At 70.6% G+C, this 23,175-nt stretch carries 22 protein-coding genes; 13 read left to right on the top strand and 9 right to left on the bottom strand.

Annotation, left to right across the window (positions count from 1 at the left end):
• Nucleotides 1-182: 182 nt before the first annotated feature.
• From PGN25_09925 to panC, 3 genes are all read left to right on the top strand, one after another.
• Entirely contained in the window at nt 183-788 is a 606-nt protein-coding gene (locus PGN25_09925; protein ID MEH3117891.1) for an XRE family transcriptional regulator, read from the top strand.
• Between the two features lie 69 nt (nt 789-857).
• On the top strand, nt 858-1,229 hold the full coding sequence (locus PGN25_09920; GenBank protein MEH3117890.1) for a hypothetical protein: 372 nt from the start codon (nt 858-860) through the stop codon (nt 1,227-1,229).
• A gap of 73 nt (nt 1,230-1,302) precedes the next feature.
• Nucleotides 1,303-2,160 carry a pantoate--beta-alanine ligase gene (panC, locus tag PGN25_09915; protein ID MEH3117889.1) on the top strand — a complete coding sequence of 286 codons (858 nt, stop codon included), beginning with the start codon at nt 1,303-1,305 and terminating at the stop codon, nt 2,158-2,160.
• 121 nt (nt 2,161-2,281) lie between these two features.
• On the opposite strand, the gene PGN25_09910 is transcribed toward panC, so the two are convergent.
• The 3 genes from PGN25_09910 to PGN25_09900 form a co-directional block, all read right to left on the bottom strand.
• Nucleotides 2,282-4,120 (bottom strand): NADPH-dependent assimilatory sulfite reductase hemoprotein subunit, encoded by a 1,839-nt coding sequence (locus tag PGN25_09910; GenBank protein ID MEH3117888.1) that lies wholly within the window; start codon nt 4,118-4,120, stop codon nt 2,282-2,284.
• A 193-nt stretch (nt 4,121-4,313) separates the two neighbouring features.
• Entirely contained in the window at nt 4,314-6,089 is a 1,776-nt protein-coding gene (locus PGN25_09905) for a flavodoxin domain-containing protein (protein ID MEH3117887.1), read from the bottom strand.
• A 112-nt stretch (nt 6,090-6,201) separates the two neighbouring features.
• A complete protein-coding gene (locus PGN25_09900) occupies nt 6,202-6,705 on the bottom strand; it encodes an Lrp/AsnC family transcriptional regulator (GenBank protein MEH3117886.1) in 504 nt (167 codons plus the stop codon).
• A 249-nt stretch (nt 6,706-6,954) separates the two neighbouring features.
• Between PGN25_09900 and PGN25_09895 the strand changes: the two genes are divergently transcribed.
• From PGN25_09895 to PGN25_09880, 4 genes are all read left to right on the top strand, one after another.
• On the top strand, nt 6,955-7,764 hold the full coding sequence (locus PGN25_09895; protein MEH3117885.1) for a phosphoadenylyl-sulfate reductase: 810 nt from the start codon (nt 6,955-6,957) through the stop codon (nt 7,762-7,764).
• Nucleotides 7,764-8,693, top strand: a complete 930-nt coding sequence (cysD, locus tag PGN25_09890; protein ID MEH3117884.1) for a sulfate adenylyltransferase subunit CysD — start codon at nt 7,764-7,766, stop codon at nt 8,691-8,693. Before PGN25_09895 ends, cysD begins: the two co-directional genes overlap by 1 nt.
• The gene (gene cysN, locus PGN25_09885; GenBank protein MEH3117883.1) at nt 8,693-10,099 is read left to right on the top strand and encodes a sulfate adenylyltransferase subunit CysN; all 1,407 of its coding nucleotides are present in this window, start codon (nt 8,693-8,695) and stop codon (nt 10,097-10,099) included. The genes cysD and cysN overlap by 1 nt, the downstream gene beginning before the upstream one ends.
• Before the next feature lie 89 nt (nt 10,100-10,188).
• Nucleotides 10,189-11,217 (top strand): hypothetical protein, encoded by a 1,029-nt coding sequence (locus PGN25_09880; protein ID MEH3117882.1) that lies wholly within the window; start codon nt 10,189-10,191, stop codon nt 11,215-11,217.
• Here PGN25_09880 and PGN25_09875 read toward each other — a convergent pair.
• The gene (locus PGN25_09875) at nt 11,129-12,076 is read right to left on the bottom strand and encodes a YihY/virulence factor BrkB family protein (protein ID MEH3117881.1); all 948 of its coding nucleotides are present in this window, start codon (nt 12,074-12,076) and stop codon (nt 11,129-11,131) included. The genes PGN25_09880 and PGN25_09875 overlap by 89 nt on opposite strands.
• Before the next feature lie 107 nt (nt 12,077-12,183).
• On the opposite strand from PGN25_09875, the gene PGN25_09870 reads away from it, so the two are divergent.
• The 6 genes from PGN25_09870 (at nt 12,184) to PGN25_09845 (ending at nt 17,725) form a co-directional block, all read left to right on the top strand.
• Entirely contained in the window at nt 12,184-13,074 is an 891-nt protein-coding gene (locus tag PGN25_09870; GenBank protein MEH3117880.1) for a DMT family transporter, read from the top strand.
• Nucleotides 13,075-13,190: 116 nt separating this feature from the next.
• On the top strand, nt 13,191-14,879 hold the full coding sequence (locus PGN25_09865; protein ID MEH3117879.1) for an acyl-CoA dehydrogenase family protein: 1,689 nt from the start codon (nt 13,191-13,193) through the stop codon (nt 14,877-14,879).
• A 279-nt stretch (nt 14,880-15,158) separates the two neighbouring features.
• Nucleotides 15,159-15,683: a hypothetical protein gene (locus PGN25_09860; protein ID MEH3117878.1), complete on the top strand. Its 525-nt coding sequence runs from the start codon at nt 15,159-15,161 to the stop codon at nt 15,681-15,683.
• Nucleotides 15,684-15,810: 127 nt separating this feature from the next.
• The gene (locus tag PGN25_09855; protein ID MEH3117877.1) at nt 15,811-16,722 is read left to right on the top strand and encodes a co-chaperone YbbN; all 912 of its coding nucleotides are present in this window, start codon (nt 15,811-15,813) and stop codon (nt 16,720-16,722) included.
• A gap of 67 nt (nt 16,723-16,789) precedes the next feature.
• Nucleotides 16,790-17,458: an LON peptidase substrate-binding domain-containing protein gene (locus PGN25_09850; GenBank protein ID MEH3117876.1), complete on the top strand. Its 669-nt coding sequence runs from the start codon at nt 16,790-16,792 to the stop codon at nt 17,456-17,458.
• Nucleotides 17,459-17,518: 60 nt separating this feature from the next.
• Nucleotides 17,519-17,725, top strand: a complete 207-nt coding sequence (locus tag PGN25_09845; protein MEH3117875.1) for a Trm112 family protein — start codon at nt 17,519-17,521, stop codon at nt 17,723-17,725.
• A gap of 406 nt (nt 17,726-18,131) precedes the next feature.
• On the opposite strand, the gene PGN25_09840 is transcribed toward PGN25_09845, so the two are convergent.
• The 5 genes from PGN25_09840 to PGN25_09820 all read right to left on the bottom strand — a co-directional run bounded on the left by PGN25_09840 (nt 18,132) and on the right by PGN25_09820 (nt 23,152).
• A complete protein-coding gene (locus PGN25_09840; protein ID MEH3117874.1) occupies nt 18,132-19,058 on the bottom strand; it encodes a TIM44-like domain-containing protein in 927 nt (308 codons plus the stop codon).
• Between the two features lie 169 nt (nt 19,059-19,227).
• The gene (locus PGN25_09835) at nt 19,228-20,418 is read right to left on the bottom strand and encodes an ATP-binding protein (protein MEH3117873.1); all 1,191 of its coding nucleotides are present in this window, start codon (nt 20,416-20,418) and stop codon (nt 19,228-19,230) included.
• Nucleotides 20,419-20,453: 35 nt separating this feature from the next.
• Nucleotides 20,454-21,158: a transglutaminase-like cysteine peptidase gene (locus tag PGN25_09830; GenBank protein MEH3117872.1), complete on the bottom strand. Its 705-nt coding sequence runs from the start codon at nt 21,156-21,158 to the stop codon at nt 20,454-20,456.
• A 211-nt stretch (nt 21,159-21,369) separates the two neighbouring features.
• Entirely contained in the window at nt 21,370-22,047 is a 678-nt protein-coding gene (locus PGN25_09825; protein ID MEH3117871.1) for a transglutaminase-like cysteine peptidase, read from the bottom strand.
• Nucleotides 22,048-22,525: 478 nt separating this feature from the next.
• Nucleotides 22,526-23,152, bottom strand: coding sequence for a PilZ domain-containing protein (locus PGN25_09820; GenBank protein MEH3117870.1), 627 nt, complete (start codon nt 23,150-23,152; stop codon nt 22,526-22,528).
• Nucleotides 23,153-23,175 lie beyond the last annotated feature (23 nt).

The raw sequence follows: 23,175 nt of genomic DNA, 5'->3' as shown, positions 1-23,175 counted from the left end.
GGAAGGCTTCACGGGCCGGCCGGCTATAACATCGTTCCGCTTGGATCCCCTGGTGGCTGACCGGAGACCCGGCTGCCGGAGTTGCGCCGTCCCGTCGATTGAACCGACCCCGGTGGCACACTCAAAATCCTGCGCCATAATGGTTTCGTGCCGCGAGGGCGCGCAGAGGTCGCCAGAGATCCATGCTGAACACAGCGTCGAACGCGCCGATTGCCGAGGAGCGGCCGCTGGAAAAGGCGCTCGGCCATCAGGTTCGCCTGCTGCGGCGCGAGCGCGATCTCTCCGTGGCCGATCTCGGCGGTGCCGCGGGCATCTCCCCGGGCATGATCTCGAAGATCGAGAACGGCGCGATCTCGCCCTCGCTCGCCTCGATCAACGCCATCGCCTCGGCCCTCAACGTGCCGATCACCGCCCTCTTCGCCGCCTTCGAGGAGACGCGCGACTGCAGCCACGTGAAACGCGGCCAGGGCGTGCCGATCGAGCGGCGCGGCACCAAGGTCGGGCATCTCTACGAGCTGCTCGGGGCTGGCATCCGCGGCGACGTGGTGGTGGAGCCCTACCTCATCACCCTGCGGGACGAGGCGGAGGCCTATACGAGCTTCCGGCATCTCGGCACCGAGTTCATCTACATGCTGACCGGCGAGGTGATCTATCATCACTCGGGCCAGGACTATCATCTGGAGCCCGGCGACGCCCTGATGTTCGATTCGAACGGCCTGCACGGCCCGGCCAAGCTCCTCAAGACGCCGATGACCTACCTCTCGGTGATCGTCTATCCGCGGGCGTGAAAGCGGATGGGTAACCTTCCGTTCACCAGCGACTGCGAAGCATCGCGAAGCGGGCGGGAGAGCGGGGCGATGACGGGCGGACGGCAGCGGGCGCACGGTGCCCTCCTCGCCCTCGGATGCGTCCTCGCCTGTCTCTCCGGTGGGCCGGCCGCCGCCGCCGACCTGACGGAGTACGGGGTCGCCGACCCGGTGCGGCCGCCCCCGGCGCCGCGTTTCTTCCCCCGCGGCGACGGCGATGCCGAGGGCGACCGGCTCCCCCGTCCGCTCCCGCGGCGTCTCGTCGGCTGCGCCCCGCGCGTCGCGCCGGTGCCGACCAACGGGCCCTACGACCCGAGCTATGTCGGTTCGGAATACGGCCTGGGCAAGCCGAGCTATTACGGCCTCCGTCCCGGACTCGGCTACGACGACCCGTTCGACCGTCCCCTGCGCTATTGCCCCTGACATGCGGCTGGCTTCCGGCGACCAGGGCGCTTAACCAGTGCGGCGCGTTTCCCCTTTGCCGAGCCCGCCGCCCATGTCCGACACCGTTCTCCGCTTCGAGACGCTCGAACCCTTGCGCACGCGGGTCGACGCGTGGCGGGCGGGCGGCGACCGGATCGTGCTGGTGCCGACCATGGGTGCGCTGCATGCGGGCCACCTCGCCCTCGTCGCGCATGCCAAGGCGATCGGCCGGCGGGCCGTGGTCAGCATCTTCGTGAACCCGACCCAGTTCGGCCCGAACGAGGATTTCTCGCGCTACCCGCGCGACATCGAGGCCGACCTCGCCCTGCTCGTGCAGGCCGGTGCCGATGCGGCGTGGCTGCCGTCCGTCGAGACCATGTACCCGCCGGGTTTCGCCACGCGGATCGAGCCGGGCCCGGCGGCGGAGGGGCTGTGCGGCCCGGTCCGGCCCGGCCACTTCTCCGGCGTCGCCACGGTCGTGACCAAGCTGGTCAGCCAAGTGCGACCCGACATCGCCCTGTTCGGCGAGAAGGATTTTCAGCAGTTGCAGGTGATCCGCTCGGTCATCCGCGACCTCGACATCCCCGTCGTCATCGAGGGCGTGCCGACCTTGCGCGAGGCGGACGGCCTCGCCCTGTCCTCGCGCAACCGCTACCTCGCCCCGCGCGAACGCGCGATCGCGCCGCGCCTGCACGCGGTGCTCGCCGGCATCGCCGAGCGCCTCGCCCGCGGCGGCGAGGCGGCTCCGCTGGCGGCGGAAGGGATCGCGGCCCTGGAGGCGGCGGGCTTCGGCCCGGTGCAGTATCTGGAGGTCCGCGACGCGCGGACGCTCCAGCCCGTCGCCCGGGCCGGGCGCGAGGCGCGGGTGTTGGCGGCGGCGTATCTCGGCAGCACGCGGCTCATCGACAACGTGGCGGTGGTGCCGGTCTGAGCAGGCGGCCGGAAGCAGCCATCGTCATCGCGAGCGGATGCGAAACGATCCAGTCGCGCGACCTTTCCGGAAAGGGCCGCGCTCCGGATCGCTTGCACCGAGCCTCGCGATGACGGAAACGTCAGGCCGCCCGGAGCGGCCCCGTCCTCTCGTGGAAGTCCGGCCCGTTGCCCGTCTCGGCCACGAAACCGGCGCGGATCACGAAGTCACCGAAATGCTCGCCGGGCTTGCGGTCCCGGGCGTAGGCGGCGAACAGCGGCTCCAGGGTGTCCTTGATCTCGCCGGCCGTCACGTCTTCCCGATAGAGCTTGCTCAGGCGGGAGCCGTCGAAGGCGGCGCCGAGATAGAGGTGGTAGCGTTCGGGCCCGCGGCCGACGAGGCCGATCTCGGCGATGAACGGCCGGGCGCAGCCGTTGGGGCAGCCGGTCGAGCGGATCGTGATCTCCTGCTCCTGCAACCCGTGGCGGGCGAGGCTCTCCTCCAACTCGGTCAGGAGATCGGGCAGGTAGCGCTCGCTCTCGGCGAGCGCGAGGCCGCAGGTCGGCAGGGCGACGCAGGCCATGGCGTTGCGGCGCAGCGCCGAGGCGCCCCTGGTCAGGCCGTATTCGTCGACGAGCGCCTCGATCGCGGCACGCTTCCCGGCGGGCACGTTGGCGATGATGACGTTCTGGTTGCCGGTGAGGCGGAAATCGCCCTCGTGCACCTGGGCGATGCGGCGCAGGCCCGACAGGAATTGCGGTCCCCCGTCGATGTCCTTGATCCGGCCCGACGGCACGTAGAGCGTCAGGTGGTGGCGCCCGTCCTCGCCCTCGACCCAGCCGTAGCGGTCGCCGTTGCCCGCGAAGGTGAAGGGCTTGGGCTCGCCCAGTTTCTTGCCGATGCGCGTCTCGACCTCCGCGCGGAAGGCGTCGAGGCCGAAACGCTCGATCGTGTACTTGAGGCGGGCGTTCTTGCGGTTCTTGCGGTTGCCCCAGTCGCGCTGGACCGTCATCACCGCTTCCGCCGCCTTCAGGGCGTCCTCCGGCTTCACGAAGCCCAGCACGTCGGCGGTGCGGGGAAACGTGTCGGCCTCGCCGTGGGTCATGCCCATGCCGCCGCCGACGGTGACGTTCCAGCCCGTCACCTGATTCTTCTTGTCGAGGATGGCGATGAAGCCGAGGTCGTGGGCGAAGATGTCGACCTCGTTCGAGGGCGGCACCGCGACCACGGTCTTGAACTTCCGCGGCAGGTAGGTCTTGCCGTAGATCGGCTCGACTTCCGTCCCGTCCTCGCCGCCGGCCACGCGCTCGCCGTCGAGCCAGATCTCGCGCCATGCGCCGGTCTTCGGCAGCAGGGTGTCGGAGATGTCCTTGGCGAGCTGGAGCGCGACCTTGTGGGCGCCGGCCTGGGCCGGGTTGGTCGCGGCCATGACGTTGCGGTTCACGTCGCCGCAGGCGGCGATGGTGTCGAGCAGCGCCGAGTCGATCGCCGCCATGGTGCGCTTGAGGTTCGACTTGATGACGCCGTGATACTGGAACGTCTGCCGCGTCGTCGCCCGCAGGGCGCTGCCGGCATAGGTCGTGGCGATGTCGTCGAGGATCAGCCACTGCTTCGGCGTCACGACGCCGCCGGCGATGCGCAGGCGGATCATGAAGCTGTAGGCCTTCTCGAGCTTCTTCTTGGTGCGCTCCGCCCGGATGTCCCGGTCGTCCTGCATGTACATGCCGTGGAACTTGACGAGCTGGCCGTCGTCCTCGGAGATCGCGCCGGTGGCGTGCTTGAGGAGCCCGTCGGCCAGACCGCCGCGCAGGTAGCCGCTGGCGATCTTCAGGTGCTCGTTGTGGGCGAGCCCGGCGGCCTTCGCGGCCTCGGCTTCCGTGATCGGACGGCCGGTCGGCGGCGGCTCGTAGCGGCGCGCGCCGATGCCGGGCGTGTCCACGGCGGGGCCGTCAGGGGTGTCGATCGGCTTGTGGTCGTCCATGGCGGTGATCTCTATGGTATCCGAGTTCGGCCGCTCATCCCCGCCCACCCCCTCATCCTGAGGAGCCGGAGCGAAGCGGAGGCCTCGAGGGAGGGCTCCAGATCTCGCGGCGATCCCTGGAGCCCTCCCTCGGGGCTCGCTGGCGCGAGCACCTCAGGACGAGGCCCGGTTCGGGAAGGAGCGCCGTCCTTCCTCAGTAGACGTCCTGCTGGTAGCGCTTCTCACGCTCCAGCGAGGCGACATGCGCCTCGGCATCCGCATGGCTCAGGCCCTTCGTGCTCTCGAAGGCCCGCACCACGGCGGCGCGCACGTCCTTGGCCATGTTCCTGGCATCGCCGCAGACGTAGAAGTGGGCACCGCCGTCGAGCCACGCCACCACCTCGGCAGCGTGTGCGTCGATACGATCCTGCACGTAGATCTTTTCCGGCTGGTCGCGGGAGAAGGCCACGTCGATCTTCGCCAGCGACCCGTCCTCCAGGGCGTCCTGCCATTCGAGCTGGTACAGGAAGTCGTGGGTGAAGTGGCGGTCGCCGAAGAACAGCCAGGAGCGGCCGGGGGCTTCGGTGGCGCGGCGCTCCTGCACGAAGGCGCGGAACGGGGCGACGCCGGTGCCGGGGCCGACCATGATGATGTCGGTCGATGGGTCGGAGGGCAGGCGGAAATGCTTGTTCGGCTTCACCCGCACCCGCAGCTTGGCGCCGTTGGCGATCCGGTCGGCGACGTGGACCGAGGCGACGCCGGAGCGGGCGCGGCCGTGGGTCTCGTAGCGCACGGCGGCAATGGTGAGATGCGCCTCGTCGCCGACCTCTTTTCGCGACGAGGCGATCGAGTAGGCCCGCGGCGGCAGCGGCCGGGTCACCGTGTTGAGGTGCTCGGCGGTCAGTTCGGCGGGGAAGCGCTCGATCAGGTCGATCAGGTGGCGGCCCTCGATCCAGGCCCTGACCTCGCCGCTCTCCACGAACTTCTGCGCGTCGGCATGGCCCGTGGCCTTGGCGAACCGCTCGACCGTGGTGGCCGAGAGCGTGGTGATGTCGCGCTCGGCGAGCAGCGCCTTGCGCAAGGCTTCGTCGCCGCCGAGACCCGTCGCGCGCAAGATCTCGTCCACGAGCTGCGGGTCGTTCTCCGGGAAGATCTCCAGCGAGTCGCCCGGCTCGTAGGCCGGCGCCCCGTCCTCGAATTCCAGGGCGAGGTGGATCGTCTCCTTGTCCGATCGCGAAGAGTTGAGGTTCACGTGGTCGATCACCTCGACCACCGCCGGCTCGCGGCTGACCTCGCCGTCCTCGTCCTCCGTGCCGGCGCGGAAATCGACCGCCACGACGTTGTCGGCCTTCGCCTCGGCGGGGGCCAGCGCCTTCAGCGCGCCCTTGATCCAGTCGGCGGCGGGCTTCTCGAAGTCGAGGTCGAGGTCGATCCGCTCGACCGCGCGCTTGGCGCCGAGCGCCGCGAAGCGCGCGTCGAGCGCCTTGCCGATGGCGCAGAACTCCGCGTAGCTCGTGTCGCCGAGCGCGAGCACGCCGAATTCGACGCCCTCCAGCCGCGGCGCCGCCTCGCCCATCAACTCGCCGTAGGCGCGCACCGCGCGGGCCGGCGGCTCGCCCTCGCCCCAGGTCGCGGCGATGGCGATGACCCTGCCGGCCTTCGGCAGCGTGGCGAGATCGAGGTCGGCGAAGTCCACGACCTTCGGCTTGAAGCCCTGCTTGCGCGCGAGCTTGCCCACGTCGCCCGCGAGCTTTTCGGAATTGCCCGATTCGGAAGCGAACAGGATCGTCAGCGGCTCGGCCGCCTTCGGAGGCGCGGCCGGGGCGGCGGCGGCCGCGGCGGGCTGGCCGGAGGCCGCGTCGAGCCCTGCGAGGAAGCCCGTCAGCCACGCGCGCTGGATCGGCGTCGCCGCGCCGAGCGCCGCGTCGAGATGAGCCCGTTCCTGGTCTCCGAAGGGAGCCGTGCGGGGAAGGAGTGCTTGCCTGGACATCGTGGGTGCCATGTCGTCCGCCGGGGCGCCGCTGTCAACGGAGAAATGTCCGTTTTAAAGAACGCCCACGACAGAGAAGAGATTGTTCGTTGTTGCGCCGCGAAAAAGAAGATCATTCCCCGACCACGGCGAGACGCGGCTCCGCGCGCCCCCGCGGCGGCGGGGCCGGCAGGGGCAGGGCCGTGGTCGATTTGACCTTCTCCATGGCAAACCGCGAGGTCACGTTCTTGAGAGGCAGGGTCGCGATCAGGTTCTTGTAGAAGGTGTCGTAGGCGGCCATGTCGGCCACGACCACGCGCAGCATGTAATCGACGTCGCCGGCCATGCGGTAGAATTCCAGAACCTCCGGCATCGCGGAGATGCGGTCGGCGAAGCGCTCCAGCCAGTCCTTGGAGTGGTCGGCGGTCTCGATCGAGACGAACACGGTGAGCCCGAGCCCGAGCTTCACCGGATCGAGCACGGCGACGCGCCGGTCGATGACGCCATCCGCTTCGAGCCGTTGAATCCGCTTCCAGCACGGGGTCTGCGACAGCCCGACCTGCTCGCCGATGGCGGCGATGGAGAGCGTGGCGTCCTTCTGCAGGAGCGCGAGGATCTTCAGGTCGATCGAGTCCAAGGGGGCCTCTCCGAAAGGGGTGGCGAGGGTGTCTCTCGGTGGGCCGGGCCGCCGGCACGACCCTGGCGGCCGGCAGGCTCCGCCGAGAAGAATTTTTCATACGTGGGCAACGATCCGCTGCCGCAGCCGTTGCCGCCTCGTTCGCGCCGCAGCAGAGGATTGCGTGCGCGGCGGCTCCGACGCCTTGACAGCGTTCGTTATAGCGAACATTTCAGAACTCCGACAAGCAGGCAAATCGATTTTACGCACATGACCGCTGCCCTCGTCCGGGCGGCCGGGGACCTCGCCAGCCAGATGGCGGGGCTGGATCTCGCGGGGCGCATCCGCCTCGTGGAGGGCCGCATCCCGGGCCGGCTCGTCTTCACCACCAGCCTCGGCATCGAGGATCAGGCGCTGACCCACGCGCTCGCCTTGCATAAGGGCCGCACCGAGATCGTCACCCTCGATACCGGTCGGCTCTTCCCCGAGACCTACGACGTCTGGACCGAGACGGAGGCCGCCTACGGCATCCGCATTCGCGCCTACGCGCCGGAGCGGACGGCCGAGGAGGCGTTCGTCGCGGCGGAGGGCATCAACGGCTTCCGCCACTCGGTCGCCGCGCGGCAGGCCTGCTGCGGCGTCCGCAAGGTCGAGCCGTTGAGCCGGGCGCTCGACGGCGCGGCGGCGTGGTTCACGGGCTTGCGCGCCGGACAGTCCGCCAACCGGGCCGACACGCCGCTGGCGGAGGCCGACGAGGGCCGCGGCCTGATCAAGGTCAACCCGCTCGCCGACTGGTCGCGGGCCGACGTCGATCGCTTCGTGCGCGACAACTTCATCCCCTACAACGTGCTGCACGACCGCGGCTTCCCCTCCATCGGCTGCGCCCCCTGCACCCGCGCCGTGAAGATCGGCGAGGACGAGCGCGCCGGCCGCTGGTGGTGGGAGCAGGAATCCAGGAAGGAATGCGGCCTGCACCTGCACAGGCCGGAAGGCGACGTGGCACCCGGACAGGAAGCCGCCGCCTTCGAGGAGCCGGCGAGCGCCGCGATCGCACGCGAACAGAGAAGGGAACTGGTCTGATGAGCGCCGCTGTCGCCGCGCCCGCGCGCACCCGCCTGACGCATCTCCAGCGTCTGGAGGCCGAGAGCATCCACATCTTCCGGGAGGCGGTCGCCGAGGCCGAGAACCCGGTGATGCTCTACTCGATCGGCAAGGATTCTTCCGTATTGCTGCATCTCGCCCTGAAGGCGTTCGCGCCCGGGCGCCTGCCGTTCCCCCTGATGCACATCGACACGACCTGGAAGTTCCGCGAGATGATCGCCTTCCGCGACCGGCGCACGAAGGAACTCGGCCTCGAACTCATCGTCCACACCAACCAGGACGGGCTCGCCAAGGGCATCGGCCCGATCAGCCACGGCTCGGAGGTGCACACCGACGTGATGAAGACGCAGGCCCTGCGGCAGGCCCTCGACAAGCACAGGTTCGACGCGGCCTTCGGCGGCGCGCGCCGCGACGAGGAGGCGAGCCGCGCCAAGGAGCGCATCGTCTCTCTCCGCAACGCGCAGCACCGCTGGGACCCGAAGCGCCAGCGCGCCGAGCCGTGGCACCTCTACAACTTCAAGAAGCGGCGCGGCGAGTCCTTCCGCGTGTTCCCGCTCTCGAACTGGACCGAGCTCGACATCTGGCTCTACATCGAGCAGGAAAATATTCCGATCGTCCCGCTCTACTTCGCCGCCGAGCGCCCCGTCGTGAACCGCGACGGCCAGCTCATCATGGTGGACGACGACCGGCTGCCGCTGGAAGCCGGCGAGACCCCGGAACTGCGAAAAGTCCGGTTCCGCACGCTCGGCTGCTACCCGCTGACCGGAGCGGTCGAGAGCCCGGCCGCGACCCTGCCGGAGATCATCGGCGAGACGCTCGCCGCCCGCACCTCGGAGCGCCAGGGCCGGGTCATCGACAAGGACGGCGCCGGCGCCATGGAGCGCAAGAAGCAGGAGGGCTACTTCTGATGACGATCCATCAGTCGCCGGAAGCGTTCGGCTACGAAGCCTTCCTGCGCAAGCACCAGTCGAAGGAGGTCTTGCGCTTCATCACCTGCGGCTCGGTCGATGACGGCAAGTCCACCCTGATCGGGCGGCTGCTGCACGACACCAAGCAGATCTTCGACGATCAGGTGACGGCGCTCCAGCGCGACTCGCGCAAGCACGGCACCCAAGGGGGCGAGGTCGATCTCGCGCTGCTGGTCGACGGCCTCCAGGCCGAGCGCGAGCAGGGCATCACCATCGACGTCGCCTACCGCTTCTTCTCGACCGACCGGCGCTCCTTCATCGTCGCCGACACCCCCGGCCACGAGCAGTACACCCGCAACATGGCGACCGGCGCCTCGACGGCCGACGCCGCCGTGATCCTGGTCGATGCCCGCCACGGGCTCACCCGCCAGACCCGGCGCCACGCGCTGCTGGTCTCGCTGCTGGGCATCCACCGGGTGGTCCTGGCCATCAACAAGATGGATCTCGTCGGCTGGTCGCAGGACAGGTTCGATGCCATCGTCTCCGGCTTCCAGGCCTTCGCCGCGCCGCTGAATTTCTCCGAGGTGCGCGCGATCCCGCTCTCGGCCAAGAACGGCGACAACGTCGTGCTGCCGGGCACCGCCGCCGCGTGGTACGATGGCGTTCCGCTGCTGCGCTACCTCGAAGAGGTGCCGGTGAAGCCGGAGGAGCGCGCCGCCGCCTTCCGCATGCCGGTGCAGTGGGTGAACCGCCCGAACCCGGATTTCCGCGGGTTTGCCGGGCTGATCGCCAGCGGTTCGGTCGCGCCCGGCGACGCCGTGACCGTCGCCCCCTCGGGCAAGAGCTCGACCGTCGCCCGCATCTTCACCCGTGACGGCGATCTGGAGCGGGCGAGCGAGGGCCAATCGGTCACGCTCGTGCTGGCGGACGAGATCGACGCCTCGCGCGGCGCCGTGATCGCGGCCTCGGACGCGCCGCTGACGCTCACCGACAGCCTCGACGTGCGCCTGTTCTGGGCCGCGGAGACCGAACTCGCTCCGGGCGCCGGCCTCTGGGCGAAGGTCGGCACGCAGACCGTGAACGCCACGGTGAAGGCGGTCCGTTGCCGGATCGATCCGGAGACCGGGCAGGCCGGCCCGGCGGAAAGGCTCGCGGTCAACGATATCGGCGACGTGACGCTGACCCTCGACCGGCAGATCGCCGTCGACCCTTACGTCGAGAACCGCGACACCGGCAGCCTGATCCTGATCGACCGGGAGACCACGGACACGGCGGCACTCGGCCTCGTCCAGACCGTCGCCGCCTCGGCCAAGGCCTCCGTGCCGGCCGCATCCGCGGCGACGCAGCCCGAACGGGCCCGCGGCGGCGGCCTGCTCGCCGGTCTCAAGCGGCTGTTCGGCGGATAGGACCCGCGCCTCAACGCCCTCTCCCCTCTGCGGGAGAGGGGCTTTACGGCGGACTGTCCCCGGGCCGTTGGTCTCGCTAGAACCCCCCGATGACCCCCGCCCCCGATCCGGCCGCCGACGTGTACGAGGGCCGGGACGGCTGGCTGTTCCTGATCCGCGGCAACAACCGGGTGCTGGAGCAGTACGGCCGGCCGGGCGTCTCGCGCCGGACGCTGTGGCGCTGGCGGCGGATCGTCGAGACCCGGGTGCGCCGCTGCGCCCGGCTCGGCGCGACCTACCTCCACGCTCTGGCGCCGGAAAAGCTCACCGTCTATCCCGAACGCGCCGAAGGCCTCGCCTTCGACCCCGCCCGCGCGCCCGCCCTGCGGCTCGCCCGCTGGCTCACCGCCTCGCCGAGTGCCCGCGCCTGGGTCGATCTCGCCGGCGCCTTTCGGGCCGCGAGGGACGGCCCGCCGCTCTACCTGCGCACCGACACCCACTGGACCTTCGAGGGCTGCGTCCTCGCCTATCGGACGATCCTGTCGCGGATGGGGGTGCCCCCGCGCGATGACTGGGACGTCCGGCGCGACCGGACGGAAGAGACGTTCTCGGGCGATCTCGGCCGCAAGTTCGAGCCCCCGCGCACGGAACGCGCGGCGGGCACCACCCTCGCGAGCGGGGCCCGGCGCACCCACGCCAACGGCCTCCTGCGCGAGATGGAAGCGCTCGGGCGCGGCGGCGACGCCCATCTCGGCACGCATGCCGTGTTCCGCAACGACGACCCGCTCGCCGACCCGCGCCGCCTCGTGATCTTCGGCGATTCTTTCGCCCAGCACACCGCCCACAGCCCGGTCGCGACGCTGACCGCGCTCTTCGCCGACACGTTTCGCGAGGTGCATTTCCTGTGGTCGACGGGGATCGACTGGCACATCCTCGAAGCGGTCCGGCCGGATTTCGTCCTCGGCGAGATGGCGGAGCGTTTCGTGATCGACGTGCCGCCGCACGGCATCCGCATCGAGCGCCTCGCGGACCTCGCCCGCGAGCGGAAACTCACGCAAGGGGATTTGCCGTCACCCGCGCCGCCTCCGCCTGCCGCGCCCGCATCCGCGCCTGAAGGCGTCGGCGCCGTGCCGCGATGACCGTGCCGTTCACCTCGCCGCCGAACAGGAACATCGCCGCGAGCCAGTAGAGGAACACCAGAAAGATCATCGCTGTGGCCAGCCCCCCGTAGGTCGAGGCGTAGGCGTTCGAGAAGCGGTCGAGGTAGAAGCCGAAGCCGAGGCCGGCCAGGAACCACAGGCACAGCGTCACGGCGATGCCCGGCAGCACCGACAGCACCGGCCGCCGCCCGGCGGCCACGAACTTGTGGGCGATCACCAGCACCAGCGCGATCAGGAAGGCGGTCACGCCGATGCGCCCGATGGCGACGGTGAGCCCCAGCGGTTCCAGCCCCGGCGCCACGAAGACGAGCTGGCGCCAGATCAGGGGGCCGAGCACCACGAGCAGGGCGAAGGCCAGCATCGCGAAGGCGCCGCAGACGACGTAGCCGATCGATTCGAGCCGGGTGAGCCACCAGGGCCGCATCTCGCGGATGCCGTAGGCGCGATTGAGCCCGACCCGCAGCGACTCGACGCCCGAGGAGGAGAAGTAGAGCGCGAGCAGGGCGCCGATCGTCAGCACCCCGCCGCGCTGCTCGGTGAGCAGGCGGTGCACCTCGCCGACGATGGGCTTGGCCACCTCCCGCGGCACCGCGTCGAAGATCAGCGTGCCGGCCTCGTCCGCCAGCGACTTGGTGCCGATCAGGCCGGCCAGCGCCGCGAGCAGGATCAGGAACGGGAACAGCGAGGTCAGCATCGACAGCGCGATGTGGCTCGCGATCGCCCAGCCGTCATGGGCGACGAAGCGCTGCGCGGCGAGGCCGGCCACGTCGAGGATTTTTCGAGATCGGCTCAAGGGCGGTGGCGGTTTCTGCGGCTGAGTCGAGGCGGGCCGTTCCATACGGGCCATCGGGGCGGGCGCGTCAATCGCGGGGGCTGGGAGAGCATGGCCGCCCTCAGGTTTCCGCGATTGCCTTCAGGTCGGCCGCGTGCTGCCTGGCGGGCACCATGCCGACCCTCGTCTCCAGCCTGATCCCCGCCGCCTTCGTGCTGATCTGGGCGAGCGGCTTCGTCGCCGCGCGCTACGTCGCGCCCTACGCCGATCCGCTCGCCTTCGTGGCGCTCCGCCTCCCCCTGGTGGCGGGGGTGCTGGCGGGCCTCGCGCTCGCCCTGGGCGCCCGCTGGCCGAGGAGCGCCGCCGGCTGGCGCGACGGCATGGTCGCGGGCGTGATGATGCAGGGCATCTACGTGGCCGGGGTGTTCTGGTCGGTGCATCGCGGCTTGCCCTCCGGCATCGCGGCGCTGGTCGGCAGCCTTCAGCCGCTGCTGACGGCGGCCGTGTCGCAGCCGCTGCTCGGCGAGCGGGTGGGGAAGCGGCGCTGGGCCGGCATCGGGCTCGGCTTCCTCGGGACGGGGCTGGTGCTCGGGCCGAAGCTCGGGGCGGTCGATGCCGCCGGCATCCCGCCGGATGCCCTCGCCGTCTCGCTCGCCGCCATGCTGGCGATGACCGCCGGCACCCTCTGGCAGAAGCGGAAGGGGGCGGGCGCCGACCTCGTCACCAATGCCTGCCTGCAATTCGTCGGCGGCACCGCCTTCGCGGTCCCGCTCGCGCTCGTTGCCGGGGAGATCCATCTGAGCCCGAGCCTGCCGCTCGGCCTCGGCATGGCGTGGTCGGTCCTCGTCAACTCGGTCGGCGGCATCCTGCTGCTGCTGGCGCTGATCCGGCGCGGGGCGGTGGCCGGCGTCGCCTCGCTGCTCTTCCTCGTGCCGCCGGTCTCCGCGGCGATCGCCTACGCGATGTTCGGCGAGGCGCTGACCCCGGTGCAGATCGCCGGCATGGCGGTGGCGGCCGCCGGCGTCGGCCTGGCGAGCGGGCCTCGGGCCGGCGCAAGGCGGTGAGGCGCATGATGAATTCAGCCTGAAGACGGGGGATGCGGCGACGAGAAACCGCTATTGTGTCGGCGGTCCCGGCTATAAAGGAACCATCCGACCGTTTTGGTAGAAGAGAGTCCGACATGGCCGCTTCCCCCGCCGTCCAGCCCGCCAACGACCCGAAGGATTTCGTCGCCCTGGCCAAGGACGCCGCCGCGGGCGCCAAGGCCCTCGTCGCCGAGGCCACCGCCCGCGTGAAGGCGCGGGTGACGGGCCCCGGGGGCAAGCTCGATGCGGGCGCGCTGGAGCGGGAGCAGCACGCCGCCCACGGCCTGTCCTGGCTCGCCACCTACGGCGAGGCGGTGCGCGAACTCGCCGGCTACGCCGAGCGGCTCCAGGGCGAGGGCAGCTTCGGCGAGACCGAGGCGCTGCTCGTGAAGATCGGCGTCGGCGAGTATCTCGACCAGATGTTCGGCGGCATCCCGATGAGCCAGGGCGAGATGGTGCGCCCGACTGCGCTCGGCTTCACCGCCGCCGAACTCGCGTCCTTGCGCACGCCGGCCATCGACGCGGCGATCGCCGAGGGCAACACGCCGGCCAACCGCGCCGCGCTGGTGGCCAGGATCCGCGAGGCGGCGACCTCGGGCGCGGCCACCATCGGCGCCTCGGGCCTCGACGCGGACATGGAGGCGATCCGCACCGAGATGCGCCGCTTCGGCAAGGCCGAGGTGGTGGAGCAGGCGCAGGCTTGGCACCGCGAGAACGCCTACATCCCGATGTCGATCATCGAGAAGATGGCGGAACTCGGCGTGTTCGGCCTCACCATTCCCGAGGAATACGGCGGCATGGGCATGCCCAAGGCCGCGATGTGCGTGGTCTCGGAGGAACTGTCGCGCGCCTATATCGGCGTCGGCTCGCTCGGCACCCGCTCGGAGATCGCCGCCGAGCTGATCCTGTGCGGCGGCACCGAGGAGCAGAAGAACCGCTTCCTGCCGCGGATCGCGAGCGGCGAGATCCTGCCGACCGCCGTCTTCACCGAGCCGAACACCGGCTCCGACCTCGCCAGCTTGCGCACCAAGGCGGTGAAGGACGGCGAGGTGTGGAGGATCACGGGCAACAAGACCTGGATCACCCACCCCGTGCGCGCCGACATCATGACCGTGCTGGTGCGCACCAAGCCGGAAGAGAAGGGCCACCGCGGCCTCTCGATGCTGATCGCCGAGAAGCCGCGCGGCGACGACGAAAACCCCTTCCCGGTCGAGGGCCTGTCCGGCGGCGAGATCGAGGTGCTCGGCTATCGCGGCATGAAGGAGTACGAACTCTCCTTCGAGGGCTTCGCCGTGCCAGCCGCCAACCTGCTCGGCGAGGTCGAGGGCAAGGGCTTCGCCCAGCTCATGCAGACCTTCGAATCCGCCCGCATCCAGACCGCGGCCCGCGCCATCGGCGTGGCCCAGTCGGCCCTCGACATCGGCCTGCGCTACGCCGAGGAGCGGGTGCAGTTCGGCAAGGCGCTGGTCGAGTTCCCGCGGGTGGCCGACAAGCTCGCGATGATGGCCGTGGAGATCAACATCGCCCGCCAGCTCACCTACTTCTCCGCCCGCGAGAAGGACGAGGGCAAGCGCTGCGATCTCGAGGCCGGCATGGCCAAGCTGCTCGGCGCCCGCGTCGCCTGGGCGGCGGCCGACAACGCCCTGCAGATCCATGGCGGCAACGGCTTCGCGCTGGAATACCCGATCAGCCGCGTGCTGTGCGACGCGCGCATCCTCTCGATCTTCGAGGGGGCCGCCGAGATCCAGGCCCAGGTCATCGCCCGGCGCCTGCTGGAGCAGTAAGCGCCCTGGTTTCTTGCCGGCCTGATGCGCCATCCGGTCGATGCGTTCGGCCTGTCCTCACGTCCTTGCGGGGCGAAGCCGTGGCCATCCGGGGCGCGGCCTTTCCGGACCTGTCGCGCCCTGGATCGCTTCGCGGCCGCTCGCGAGGACGGAGGGTAAGCCAAACCCGAAGCGATCGATCGGAAACGGTATCGGTTGCCGCCGGCCGCGCGGACCCTGGCGAATGAAGCCAAGGCGGGCATATACGTGACGCCGTGCTCGCTCAGAGAACCTCACGCCATGACGACCCGCTCGCGCGCGCGCCTTCTCGCGCTCCTCGGCCTGCTCGCCGTAAGCCCGGCCTCTCGTCCGGCCTCGGCCCAGCAGGCCGAGATGCACTTGACCGGACAATGCGAGAAGCTGGTGATCGGCGGTCTCGACATCACCCGGAACTGCAAGGAACAGCTCGTCAACTCGGTCGCGCGCGGGCGCACCAGCTTCGATTTCGCCGCCTGGGACGGCCAGACCCTGAGCTTCGGCGGCTCGGGCGCGCAGCACGAGCAGACCGGGGAGACCGAGCCGCTCCAGCCGATCAGCCTCGTGGTGCCGGGGATGAGGAACAAGGAGGGGATCGTGCGCAATCCCGCCCCGGCGGTCGGCTCCTGCAAGTTCTCCTCGCCGGAGCCCGGCAAGACCATGATCGCCTGCGAGGCGACCTCGCAGGGCAAGACCTATGCGGGCGTGTTCGTCACCGATGCCAAGTCGGGAGCTCAACCTGACAAGGGCGCCCCGAAGGACGGTGCGGCCGCCCCGGCCAGGCCCTGAGCCCGGATCGGCCCCGGAGAGCCACGAGAGTCGGAAAACGTCTGGTCAGGCGCGGCGTCAGGCCCCATGTAACGGGCCCGGTGCAACGCACGCGCACGCGTGTTCTTACACGATTCCCGAGGGCTCCATGCTCGATGCCAATGCCGCCGCCGGCGCACCCGCCGCCGACGGCCTCATCAAGGACACCACCACGGCGGGGTTCCGGCAGGACGTCATCGCCGAATCGATGAACCAGCCGGTGATCGTCGATTTCTGGGCGCCCTGGTGCGGCCCCTGCAAGCAGCTCACCCCGGTGCTGGAGAAGGTGGTGCGGGCGGCGGGCGGCCGGGTGAAGCTCGCCAAGCTCAACATCGACGAGCATCCGGGCGTCTGGCAGCAGATCGGCCAGCAGCTCGGCCTGCAATCGATCCCCGCTGTGATCGCGATCGACCGCGGCCGGCCCGCCGACGCCTTCATGGGCGCCGTGCCGGAATCCGAGGTACGCGCCTTCGTCGACCGCCTCGCCGGCCCCTCCGAGATCGATCAGGTGCTGGAGGAGGCCGCGGCGGTCGCCTCCGCCGGCGACCTCGCCTCGGCCGCCGAACTCTACGGCGCCGTGCTGCGCGAGGAGCCGGCGAACCTGAAGGCCATCGCCGGACTGGCCAAGACCCGGCTCGAACTCGGTGAGACCGAGAACGCCAGGCAGGTTCTCGCCATGGTCCCCGCAGCCAAGGCCGACGATCCGCTGCTCGCGGGCGTGCGCGCCGCGCTCGAACTCGCCGAGCAGGCCGGGAGCCTGGGCGACCTTGCCGGGTTGCGGAGGCGGATCGAAGCCGACGCAAACGACTTCCAGGCCCGTTTCGACCTCGCGCTCGGCCTCAACGGGGCCGGAAAGCGCGACGAGGCGGTCGATCAGCTCGTGGCCATCGCCCGGGCCGACCGGAGCTGGAACGAGGATGCCGCGCGCAAGCAACTGCTCCAGTTCTTCGAGGCCTGGGGCCTGATGGACCCGGCCGCGATCCGCGGGCGCCGGCAGCTCTCGACGCTGCTGTTCTCGTGAGCGGGGCCGCGAGCGCCGCCGCCGGACGGGGCGTCGCGCGCACCCGCCCTCAGCAGGAGAGCCGCGCATGAGCACGCAGCCGGGGTTCAAGTCGCCGGCGGATTGTCCCGCCCTCATCCCGGTCTTCCCGCTGCCGGGGGCGCTGCTCCTGCCGCGGGGACAGATGCCGCTCAACATCTTCGAGCCGCGCTACCTCGCCATGGTGGACGACGCGCTGCGCTCCGAGCGGATCATCGGCATGATCCAGCCGGACGCGGACGGGGGCGGTTCGCCGCTGGCGCCGCGGCTCTACCGGGTCGGCTGCGCCGGGCGGATCAGCCAGTTCGCCGAGACCGGTGACGGGCGCTATCTGATCTCGCTCACCGGTGTCAGCCGATTCCGGGTCGAGAGCGAACTCGCCGTCACCACCGCCTATCGCCGCTGCCAAGTGTCCTACGACGCCTTCGCCCGGGACTTCGAGCCGCGGGCCGGGGAGGAGGCGGTGGACCGCGCGGACGTGCTGCGCGCCTTGCGCAACTTCATCGAGGCCAACGACCTCCAGGTCGACTGGGCCGGCATCGAGGAAGCGCCGAACGAGGCGCTCGTCAACGCCTTGTGCATGATGAGCCCGTTCGGGGTGCGCGAGAAGCAGGCGATGCTGGAGGCCGCCGACCTCAAGACCCGGGCCGAGGTGCTGGTCGCGGTCACCGAGATGGAGCTCGTCCGCGCCAGCGGCTCCGAGCCGACGCTGCAATAGTTTCTCAACGCTCCCGACCGTCCGCGCGGTCGGGAGCCGACCTACGGAAAGCAAGAAGACATGGCCGACACCGCCACCCCGCCCGTCGAAGCGACCCGGGTCGATCCCCGCCTGCTCGAACTGCTGGTCTGCCCGCTGACCAAGGAACCGCTGGAATACGACTCCGCCCGCGAGGAACTGATCAGCCGCTCCGCCAAGCTCGCCTACCCGATCCGCGACGGCATCCCGATCATGCTGCCGGAAGAGGCCCGCTCGCTGACGGAGTGATCTTTATCGGATCACGCTCGTCATTGCGAGCGCAGCGAAGCCATCCAGCGGCGCAATGTTCGACGTCATGAGCGCGATCGATATGAAAGAACGGAAACGCTCCGGCGTTTTACCTTGAAGCGCCGAGCACTGGATTGACTCCGGCTTCGCCTCGCGATGACGTGAGGAGCGTTTCATACGCCATCCGGTTGATGCGTTCGGCCTGTCCTGCGTCCTTGCGAGGCGAAGCCGTGGCGATCCAGGGCGCGCCCTTTCCGGACCTGTCGCGCCCTGGATCGCTTCGCGGCCGCTCGCGACGACGGAGTGGGGCCAAACCCGAAGCGATCGATCAGAAGCGGTATCAGTCATGAAAGAAGGGGCGTCCGGCTTTTACCGGACGCCCCTTCTTTTTGAGCATCGGAAAAACTCAGCGCCCCTGCTGGATCGCCGAGAGCAGCCACGGGCCGCCCGGCTCGCGCACGAAGGTCCAGAACTCCTTGGCCTCCTGCGGGCCGTTCTCGACGTGGCGGTTGCCGGCGCGCTCGAACACCTCGTCGCGCAGGGAGAAGCGCATGGCCACGGTGGCGAACTCGACGGGGCCCTCGCGCCACGCCTCCGACAGGTCGCCCTGCAGCAGCTTCACGTCCGAGATGCGGTTGACCACGCCGCGGGCGGCGTTGGCGCGCAGCTCCTCCTCGAAGTAGCCGACCATCTCCGGCGTCGCGAGGCGGCGCAGGGTGGCGACGTCCTCGCGGCCATAGGCGCCCTGGATCTCGGTGAGCGAGCGCTCGAAGACCTGGAAGTCGGCCGGCTGGACCTGGACCGGTTGCGGCCGGGCACCGCCGCCCATCGGGTTCGTCCCACCTTGCGGCAGGCCCGAGCGGGCGTGACCGCCGTTGCCGGCCATGGCGGGCTGACCCTCCTGGCGGCGGCGGAAGAAGCGCACCGCCAGCATCACGAGGAAGGCGATCAGGCCGATCTGGAAGATCAGGCCGAGGAACGAGCCGATGCCGCCGAGGCCCCCGGCGAAGCCCGCACCCAGCAGGGCGCCGAGCAGGCCCGCGCCGAGCATGCCGCCGAGGAAGCCGCCGCCGAAGCGCCGACCCTGGTTCGGACCGGCCATGCCGGGATTGTTGAAGCCGGAACTTGGGCTCGTCTGCGAGCGCTGGATCGGGCCCATCGCGCCGGGGGAGGTCGCGGTGCCGGGCGGCGCGCTGAAGGTCTTCGAGCCGCGCGAGCCCATGCCACCGCCGCCGCCCGGCCGCGCATCGACGGCGGGCGCCGCCACGGCCAGCGCGGCCGCGAGCGCGAGGAGGGTCACGACGCGCCGACGGCGCGCGGGGGAGGAAGCCATCGAAAGAACCTCGGTCACCAAGAGGGCAGGATGCCCCTTTCAAGATGGTGACGTTCGAGGCGCCTTTTTAGGCCCGTCCAAGCTCGACTTTTTCACAAGCTCGACTTTTTCATCGGTCCCGGCGAATTTCCCGCCGGCCGCCGTCGTCTCGCGCGTGGCTCGCAAAGGATCAGCGGGCGGCGGGGAAGACGAGGCGTACGCTCGCCCCCTCGCCGGGCCGGCTCTCGATGGAGATCGTGCCGTTCTGGCGCTTCATCAGGCCGTGGACGATGGCGAGCCCCGCGCCCCGGCCGGATTCCCGCGTCGTGGCGAAGGGGGCGAGCGCCCGCGACAGCATCTCCGGCGACAGGCCGTGCCCGGTATCCGAGACCGTGAGGCCGACCGCTCCGGCCTCCGGGCGCTGCAGCGAGCGGTCTCCGGGCGCGATCGCGAACAGCGCCACGCGGATATGGCCCCGCCCGGCCATGGCCTCGCAGGCATTGGCGAGGATGTGGCTCAGGCCCAGTTCGAGCTGGATCGGATTGCACAGGGCCGGCGGGAGGTCGTCGGGGATCGACAGGTCGAGCCGGATTCCCGGCGGCAGGCCGGGCCGCAGGCGATCGATGCCCGCCGTCACGGCGGCGCCGAGATCGACCGGGCGCACGTCCGGGGCGATCCGCCGGGAATGGGCGAGAAGCTGGCGGGTGAGCACGGCGGCGCGCTCGGAGGCCTCGGTGGAGCGGGTCACCGCCCGCTGGATGAACGGTTCGGGCCGGTCGCCGAGGCGCCGCTTCAGCCCGTCGATGTAGCCGATCAGGATCTGCAGGAAGTTGTTGAACTCGTGGGCCACGCTGTTGGTGAGCAGCCCGAGCGCCTCGCGCTGCCGCGACAGGGCGAGCGCATCCTCCGCGTCCCGCCGCCGCGTCACGTCGACGATCTGGCCGAGGACGCGTGCGGTCGCGCCGGGCCGGGTCTCGACGGGCGAGGTTTCGATGGGCAGGGTTCCGATGGGCATGAGGTGGATCGTGCCCCAGAACGAGGCGGCGCCGCGGGCGAACAGCAGCTCGGCCTCCGCCGCCTCGCCGCGTCCCAGCGCCTCCCGCAGGGCATGCCAGCCGGCATGGTCGCCGTGGCGGCAGGCGAGCGCCTCGATCTCACGGCCGAGCAGTTCGGTCTCGGCGCGTCCGGTCAGCGCCAGCAGGGCGGGGTTGGCCTGCGTGATCGTCAGCCCGGCCTCCGACGCTTCGAGCAGGAGGGCGGGCAGGGGGAGGGCGGCGAGGAAAGCGGCGAGGAAGCCGGTATCGGTTCGCTCCTCGGCGCCGGCCGCAGGCGAGGGGCGGCGGGAGGGCGGATCGCCCGGATCGTCTTCGGAGCACGGCATCGGCATGCCCTTCAACGCCCGAAGCCGCATCCGGATCAGCGGTTGGCGGTGGTGACGGGGGAGGCGCCGTCGTTGAGGCTGACCCAGGCCTTGCCGTCCTGTCCCTCGCGCTTGACGAAGCTGTAGCCGGTGCGCTGCCAGGGCAGCACCGCGTTGGTCTTGTTGTCGAGGATCAGGTCGCCCCGGTCGGTGCGCACCATCAGGACGGCGTGGCCCTCGCCGATCTCGTCGATCACCACCGTCATCCGCATCGCCCGGCGGGGCAGGCGCCGCTCGGCCAGCATCCGGCGCTTGAGGAGCTGGATGTCCTCGCAATCGCCGAAGCCGTCGTCGGGGAAGTCCCAGCGGTCGACCACGCCCCAATGGGCCATGTCGGTGATCGGCTTGATGCGGCCGTTGACCCGGCGGTTCACGGTGGTCAGCGTGTGCCAGACCGCGGGCGTCAGGATGACGAGGGCGGGCTCGGAGAGATCGACCGCGCATTCGGACGGGTAGCGGGCGCAGAATTCGTTCCAGGCCGCCACCGGCCGGGCCGGCGCGCCGGGATCGGCGGCGGTGCCGGGCTCGGGCAAGCCCGCGACGGTCCGGGCCTGGCTCGGCTGGACCGGGGCCGCGGCGCCGCCGATGAGCAGCGTGGCGCCGACCAGGGCGAGGTGGGCCGTCCGGCGGAGGCGCCGCCGCACGTTCCCGCGGGGGAACGCCGATCCGTCGCCGACGCTCCGAAGCACCGCGTACCGCATGGCCGACCGTCCTGCCGCCCCTGTTTCTCGGCAAAGCTTGCACGGGCCGGGGCCCGGCTCAATACGAAAATGAAGAAAGGATGAAACCGGATCGTCGCTTTTCCGTGCCACGGCGAGACAACCTCGATCAGGCTTGCAAAGCGGCCACACCGGTCGCGTTCATCTCGACCCTCCTCCACCCGCGCGCGCGATCCAAGCGGCGAACCGGGCGTCAGCGGTTCGCCGTGGTGGCGGGAGAGCTCGCTCCGCCCAGCGAAACCCATGCCAAGGTCTCCTGCCCCTCGCGCTTGATGAAGACGTAGCCGGTCTGGGCCCAGGGCATCACCGTGTTGGTCTTGTTGTCGAGGATGTAGTCGCCGCGGTCGGTGATCAGGGTGAGCACGGCGTGGCCCTCGCCCTTCTCGTCGATCACTACCGTCATCCGCATCGCCCGGCGGGGCAGGCCCGCGGCGGCGAGCATCCGGCGCTTGAGGAGCTGATAGTCCTCGCAATCGCCGCGACCGTCCTCGGCGAGGTCCCAGCGGTCGGGGCGGCCCCAATGCTCCTGATCGGTGACGGGGTCGATCGCCCCGTTCACCCGGCGGTTGACCGACACGATCGTCGACCAGAGGGCGGGAGTGAGGGTGATGCGGGCCGGCTCGGTCCGGTCGAAGGCGCATTCGGCCGGGTAGGACTGGCAGAATTCGGTCCAGGCCAGGATCGGGCGCGCCTCGGCCCCGGCGGTCAGGCCGGCGCCCGCCGCGGGCAGGGCGGCGAAGGTCTGCGTCGCCGTCTGCGTCGTCGTCTGCGCCCTGGCCCCATCGCAGAGCAGGCCGACGCAGAAGGCCAGCACCGCCAGCAGGCCCATCGCGAGCCCCGTCTTGAGATGATCCGTCCTGGTGGTGCGCATCGCGGCGTTTCCTTCGAACGAGGCCAGGATGTCGCCGCACCCCCTCCGCCGCGCTGAAGCCGATCCGCGCAATTTTATCGAATCGCCCGGTCCCCGATCCGCACCCGCGCGAGGGCGAATCGCGGCTCACGGATCTGCGGCAAATGCGGGGGACCGCGTTAGGAGGGAAGAAACCCTGAGTCTCGCCGGGAGCGGGCGATGTCTCTCTCGCGAAACTCCCGCCGCGCCGCCGCGCCCGAAGGGAAACGACCGGTGACCGGGCGTTTCGTGAGGCACCCTATGAGGCCGCTGCGCGGCAGCGTGACGGCGACGGATGCGCCGACCGCAGGCGGAGGCGACGCCCGGCGCGGGCGGGGCGCGCTCGTCGCGGCGGACAGGCTGTTGCGCGCGGACATGGCCCGCCTCGGACAGGGGGCCGGCTTCTCCATGCCCCGGTTCCCGGACGGGCCCTACGACCGGCGCAACGCGTCGCTCCACCCTAAAGCGTGATGCCCTCGTGGAAGCGGTCGGGCGAGATCGGCAGCATGAACTGGGCGCCGATGCCGCCCTCGAAGTAGCGCACCACCCGGCCCGGCGTGGACCCGACCATGAGGTGGGTGCCGATCGGCGGGGCCGAGGCGGTGGCGAGCGCCACGCCCGACATGGAGATGTCGATGATCCGGGCGGGGATGAACCGGCCGTTCTCCAGGCGCAGGGTCACGCCCGGCTGACTCGGCACCAGTCGCTCGTGGGTGCGGCCCTCGGGCAGGCCGAGGCTCTCGCGGTTGGCGAGCCACATCAGTTGCGAGGCGATCTTGTCGCGCTTGCGCGGAGTGGCGTTGATCCGCATCGCGAAGCCGCCGGGCGGATGACGCGCGATCACCCCCTCCAGCCGGCCGATCTGTTCGAGATACAGCACCACGCGCTCGCCGATCGCGCCGATGACCGCGCAGGTCAGGCGGACACCGCCGGGGGACACGTCCACGGTCTGGCAGGGATACTCGCGCCGGTCGGCCAGCATGTAGCGGCCGAGCAGGGTCGCGCGCACCCGCTGGTGCCGACGCTGCTCGGCGGCACGGGCGGGAGACGGGGGGGAGACGATCCCGGATCGGGAAAGCTCGGTCATGTCGGCTCGGCAGTCTCGATGGT

The organism is Methylorubrum populi, assembly GCA_036946625.1.
Lineage (GTDB): Bacteria > Pseudomonadota > Alphaproteobacteria > Rhizobiales > Beijerinckiaceae > Methylobacterium > Methylobacterium populi_C.
The sequence above is the reverse complement of the archived record's forward strand: the minus strand, read 5'-3'. Positions and strand labels throughout refer to the sequence as shown.